Raw genomic sequence first — 5,634 nt, 5'->3', positions numbered from 1 at the left:
CGCGGCAATGAAGCAAAATGTTGCGAACACCAACAGCAATGAGCGAAAAACCAGCACCATCACCTGACCTTTCGCCACGCGCAACGAAAGTCCCATTATCCAGATGAAAGGTGCCATTAACGCGCATTGCACCACAAACCGCGCAGCCGTAATCTGCCCAACCGGCACATTGGTCGACGCGAGTTTCGCAGACACGTCCAACAAAGGAGCGGTTATCTTCGCCATCAAGCACATCGATTTCGACTTCATTGATTTGTCTCTGTTGAGCGACCGCCCGTCGTCCAATATCTGTCGAAACCGGCGTTGGTACCGGGATGGAAATTGTTTCCCTGCCGCAAGCAGCGCTGGTTCGATGGTGGACCAGTCGCGCTTCCGCATCGCTGCTTTGAGAGCTTTATTTTCGTTTTCCAGTGCTTCGATGCGGGTGTATGCTTCCTGATCCGAAAGCGTGCAATCGGAATTTTGTTCCACCAAAATACGATTGAGTTCAGCGCGGAGCATCTCTCTCAGCAAGGCAAGTGCCTGTTCAGGTGTTATTTCGTTTTTAATTGCTGCGTTTACGATTTCCGGTTCCCTCTGCTCGTAAACCGCGAGCAGGCATCCGGCCCGCACTACGGCGTCGAGCGGTAGGTCGGTCTGCAGAGAAAAGCGCAGAAATCGGTTTGATGCGCTGCCTAAGATTTTTTTCGGCAGACGCTTCATGAAGTAATAGGTGCGACCGCGACGTATGAGATAGGGGCCGACGCGAGCGCGTCGCTTGGGTCAAAATCCGATCTTGGAGTGGCGATCGTGTATCCCGCATTGTATCCCACCTTCGGAGGCATGAGATACATGTCTGCTTGAAGGGGCGGAATTCCCCTTATTTTGTTGATCTTTCGGAGAATGGTGGCTGGGGTGGTAGGATTCGAACCTACGATACACGGTACCAAAAACCGCTGCCTTACCACTTGGCTACACCCCATCGGTGAGCGGCTGTCTACGATTGTTGCTGGCAGGGTTCAAGAGGATTCAGATAAAAAAGTGGGCCCTCTCTAAAAAATTTTCGTCGCGCTTGCTGCCGCGTCTGCGGCGGGGTTCTCTCGACCTGTTTTCGATAGCTAAATGGCCACGCGTCTGTCTCGGGATAGACAAACCAAAGCACGAAGATCTCCAGGGCCTTAGACCCTTTGAGAGCGAATTCGGGCGATCAATGTCACCTTTACCGCCGTTGGCGGCCAGACGGCATACATTGAAACAGGGAGCCCGTGGGAGAACGAACACTTCGAAAGCTTAAATGGCCGGTTCAGGGACGAGCTACTAAACGGTGGAATCTCCTACAGCCTGCGCGACGAACAAATCCCGATAAAACAATGAAGGAGACACTAAAACACAAAACGCCCCCACAGTGCATTGGGCTATCGCCCACCGGCGCCCGAAACCATCACACCGATGGATCTTAGGCCGACGATCCACTAACAACCAACTTAGACCAGTCAGATTAGGCTGCTCACTAAACAACTGGGTCGTTCTGGATCGCCTCAAGGGTGATGCAAGGTCAGACCCGGCTGGGTTGCGGATCTACATTCGTGAACCGAATGTTAACGGCCTGTTTTCTGCGTGTTCAACCGTGTTCTTTCATACTCCTGTGTGAATCCTTGCCTGAAAAGTCTGATGGCCGAGATACGCAATGAAATTCAGGGGGTGAATGGATGTTGGACCTTGCTTTGACCTTTTCAGCTACTTCAGTTTGGGTTGCCGTTGGTTTCTTGTCAGGGTTTTCTTTTTTATTGACTTGAAGGAACTTTTAGGCAGATGCACGAGCCCTCAACCCCTTACACCGCTGCAATGAACGCATTTCAAATAGAAAGCGAAGACGCCGACGGCTACGCGGCGATGTGGGCCGCTTGTCAACTCATGGCTTTGCTTGAAGATAGGCCGGAACTAATGAAGGAATTTGCGGACTTGTGGGCGAAAAAGTGGAATCTAAATACACATTCGCACTTTAACGAAGACCCCATGTAGCACCTTATGCAGCGCGAAATCTGCGTTCAAGAGGCCGAGTAGTACGCGGAATTACCGGCCCGTTCAGCAAGGGCCTGCCCCTATCAATAAAGGGGTTTGCAACGGCCACTTGCTCCACCGCCTTACGAATAGGGAAAGCCCACAATTGCCGCAGAGGTCCCCAATATGCCTGTCAGCTAAGCGAACGGGGTTCGGACACCACAATCACCTTGGGATCTGCAGAGAATACCTAAGATCAGTATTGTGGCACTTTACTGGAAGCGCATTCGAGGCAACCTACTCGAAAAGATACAAACATTCGTCGAAGTTGGGCAGCTTTGGATGAAGAAAGACAATCGATTAAGTTGCAAACGCTCCGACGTTCAACTTAGAGCGCTGTGTGCGCAAAATATGGCAAGGTTAAGGGAACTCCCAAAATACCTGAGTACAAACAATGCATTGAGAGAGGTATTTGGTAGCGGAGGAGGGACTTGAACCCCCGACACGCGGATTATGATTCCGCTGCTCTAACCAACTGAGCTACTCCGCCATGAGTGAGAGGCGATTTAAGGGAGCGGTCAGGGAGGGTCAAGAGGGAAAACACCGCCAACTTGCGGATTCTTTCAGATCGTCGGCTGTCCCTTCTGCGGAAGAGCGGCACTCGCCGCAATCCGAGAGGCAACACCTGCGATGAAAGCGGCGCAGCGGTCGGGCTCGGTGATCAGGATCATGTGCCCTGCCCCTTCAATCACCTCATATCCCAGCCCAAAGCGCTCCATCGGCGGGCCATGGTGAAGGGCGGACAGGATTGCATCCTCGGTGCCGTAGAGGATGGCACCCGGCGTCCGAAGCGCATCATAGCGGGCCACTTGCTCGGAAATGCTGAGATCAACGCCGATCACATCCTCGGACGCCGTGACAAAGGCCGAGGGGCGCAGGCCAAGGGCGCCGCCCGCGCGATCCAGAAAATCCGAAGGCGGCGTTTCCGGGTCGAACACTGCGCCCAGTGTATGCGGCGCGGTTTTTGCTGCGATGGGAACGGCCAGCGTGTTGCCAATCAAGCGTCGCAACCATTGTGTGCGAATCTCCAACGGTTTGAAAACCGCTGGCGTTCCCGGCAGTTTCTGTGTCAACGGGGCAAGCAGCGCCAGCCCGCCTACCCTTTGGGGAAAGTCGAGCGCTATCGCGAGCGAAACCGCTCCGCCCAGCGAATGCCCAACCAGAATCGCGCCGGAGACCTCTTTCGCCCCAAGAAACTCGGCAATCATTCGCGCCTGTTCTGGCAAAAGGGCCAGATCGGCACCGTCGCGAGTGGAATACCCGCATCCCGGCCGATCAAGCGCGATGACGTGGTACTCCTCAGCCAGTTTGTCGGCCAGTGCGTAGGTATAGTGCTGCAATTGCCCCGCGAGCCCGTGGATCATCACGATGGTTTGCGCGTTCGCGTCGCCTTTTTCAACGTAGTGAATGCGCCCACCGCGCACCGGAAGGATTTGCCCCATCTGTGGAACGGTTTTCAGCCCTTCCCGCATCAGACTACGGGTCCATAGGTTCATTGCCAGCAGAAACACCGCGAAGACGGCCAATAGAATAAGAAGCGTCGTCATATCAAACCTCGCTGCCTGCGGCTGGAACCGAAACGTATTGCTCTAACCCGGATTGTGCCATGCGTTTTTGAAATTCTGCAACTGTTCCGGGCCACAGAGTCGTGTTGCGCCCCTCGGCGTCTTGATACCAAGACGAGCACCCTCCGACCTGCCAGACACTGTCAGTGTGACGGTCCTGCATTTCCTTGGTGAACGCGGCTTGCCGTGCGGGGTCTGGAACAACCACCTCCAGCCCTTGGCTTTGCATCCCGTCCAGAACGCGGCCGATATGGCCGACCTGAGCCTCAATCATCAGCACGACCGAGTTGTGGCCGAGGCCCGTATGCGGCCCGAGCAATATGAAGAAATTCGGAAATCCTGCGATCGCAGTGCCCAGATTGGCTTGCATCCCCTCTGCCCATGCATTGCGCAATGTCTGCCCATCTGTCCCGGTGATATCGAGTCGTTCGACCATATCAGTGACATGAAATCCGGTGCCCCAGATCAGGATGTCAGCATGCGTTTCGCTGCCGTCGGCTGCGATGATCCTGTCTCTTTCAATCGAACGGACTGCTTGCGATATGAGGTCGACATTGTCGCGCGCAAGCGCCGGATACCAATCGTTCGAACTGAGGATCCGCTTGCAGCCAATCCGGTAATCTGGCGTCAGCTTCTCGATTTCGGCAGGGTCTGAGATCGCGCGTTCAAGCTCTTTTCGCCACAACTTCATGGCATATTGCACCATTTTCGGATCGCCGCGGAACACTCGATGGCGGTATTCAAAAACCGCGAAGATCAGCTTGCGCCGCAGTCGCGGCAACAACGGAATCCGCGCGTAAAGCCTGCGAACCCAAGGCGCTATCGGGCCGTCAGGACGCGGCAGAACATAAGGCGCGCTGCGTTGGAAAATCGTGACATGGCGGGCCGTTTTGGCGATCTCTGGTACGAATTGCACCGCCGAGGCACCCGTTCCGACCACTGCCACGCGCCTACCCGCGACCGAGACGTTGTGATCCCATTGCGCAGAATGAAACGTCGGGCCCGGAAAACTGTCGGCCCCTGCAATGTCCGGAATACTGGGATGATGCAACGCACCGATGGCCGAGACCAGAAACCGCGCCGACCAGCTCTGCCCCGACTCCGTCTCGACTTGCCAGCGCGTGCCATCCCATTTGGCCGACTTCAACTCCTGCTGAAAATGACAGAGGTCGTAAAGGCCTTCCTTGCGCGCAACATCCTGTAGATACGCCTGAATCTCGGCTCCTTCCGCATAGGCGCGGCTCCAGTTCGGGTTTATGTGTGTGGCCATCGAATAAAGGTGCGAGGGGATATCACAGGCAACACCGGGATAGGTATTCTCGCGCCATGTCCCGCCGATATCACCAGCCTTTTCCAGAATAGCGATGTTGCGGAGGCCACGTTTGCGCGCCTCAAGCGCCATGGTCAGCCCGGAAAACCCGGCCCCGATGATCAGCATATCGACATTGTGATCCACGCCCTCACTCCTCTTCAAGACGACCAGAGTGTATTGGCAAAGACTATAAGCGCAGGCGGCGCCCTGAACAGCGTCCCGTTGGGTAATGCCGCCAAACTAGCACTCGCATACGCTGAGTGTGACGTGCCACTATGTCGTTTTCGACGAATTCGATCAGTCAAAACGCCCCCTTTTTGGCAATAAGGCTCGCAGAATCCGTCGTCATTGCGACCGAAAAGGTCGGAATCCGGAGCACCACACACGCAAAGAGTGTCTAGCCTTCCCAACCAACCCACATAACCAAAGACGCCTTTTCGGTGTCCGTTTAACATCGAAATCACAAGGAAAAATTCAAGGCGCGACAGAACCTGAGTGGGTCAGGATTTAAAGCCGCGCGCCTGAACGACCGGTGCGATCACCGCAAAAACATAAGAGAAGAGCCAGCAAACAGAACGGCCTTCCACCCTATCAAATCGACAACACGGAGGAAATTGATGTCGATTAAAGAACCGTTTACGGATTTGGACATTAAGACCGCGGATAGCGGTTTTTATGAGAATAACAGCGTTCCGATTGCGCTGATTAGTAAGGGTG

The 5,634-nt window shown here is 54.8% G+C and carries 2 protein-coding genes, 2 tRNA genes and 2 pseudogenes; 1 reads left to right on the top strand and 5 read right to left on the bottom strand.

The features are described 5' to 3' along the window. Nucleotides 1-729, bottom strand: a pseudogene (locus ACR0NO_RS22045) (hypothetical protein); the annotation flags it as partial. Between the two features lie 157 nt (nucleotides 730-886). Next, nucleotides 887-961 (bottom strand) — tRNA-Gln (locus tag ACR0NO_RS22040). 239 nt (nucleotides 962-1,200) lie between these two features. Between ACR0NO_RS22040 and ACR0NO_RS22035 the strand changes: the two are divergent. Next, nucleotides 1,201-1,455, top strand: a pseudogene (locus ACR0NO_RS22035) (integrase core domain-containing protein); the annotation flags it as partial. A gap of 998 nt (nucleotides 1,456-2,453) precedes the next feature. On the opposite strand, the gene ACR0NO_RS22030 reads toward ACR0NO_RS22035, so the two are convergent. The 3 genes from ACR0NO_RS22030 to ACR0NO_RS22020 all read right to left on the bottom strand — a co-directional run bounded on the left by ACR0NO_RS22030 (nucleotide 2,454) and on the right by ACR0NO_RS22020 (nucleotide 5,061). Further along, nucleotides 2,454-2,530: transfer RNA gene (locus tag ACR0NO_RS22030), tRNA-Met, on the bottom strand. A gap of 73 nt (nucleotides 2,531-2,603) precedes the next feature. Next, on the bottom strand, nucleotides 2,604-3,587 hold the full coding sequence (locus ACR0NO_RS22025; protein WP_480725696.1) for an alpha/beta fold hydrolase: 984 nt from the start codon (nucleotides 3,585-3,587) through the stop codon (nucleotides 2,604-2,606). A 1-nt stretch (nucleotide 3,588) separates the two neighbouring features. After that, nucleotides 3,589-5,061: a flavin-containing monooxygenase gene (locus tag ACR0NO_RS22020; protein ID WP_480701333.1), complete on the bottom strand. Its 1,473-nt coding sequence runs from the start codon at nucleotides 5,059-5,061 to the stop codon at nucleotides 3,589-3,591. Between the last annotated feature and the right edge of the window lie 573 nt (nucleotides 5,062-5,634).

It is taken from the genome of Ruegeria sp. CL3, assembly GCF_056536505.1.
Note: the sequence above shows the minus strand (reverse complement) of the source record. Positions and strands in the feature narration are given on the sequence as shown.

Bases quoted from the DNA above. Each gene is read 5' to 3' on its own strand.
- ACR0NO_RS22025 (WP_480725696.1), bottom strand. From the start codon at position 3,587: ATGACGACGCTTCTTATTCTATTGGCCGTCTTCGCGGTGTTTCTGCTG.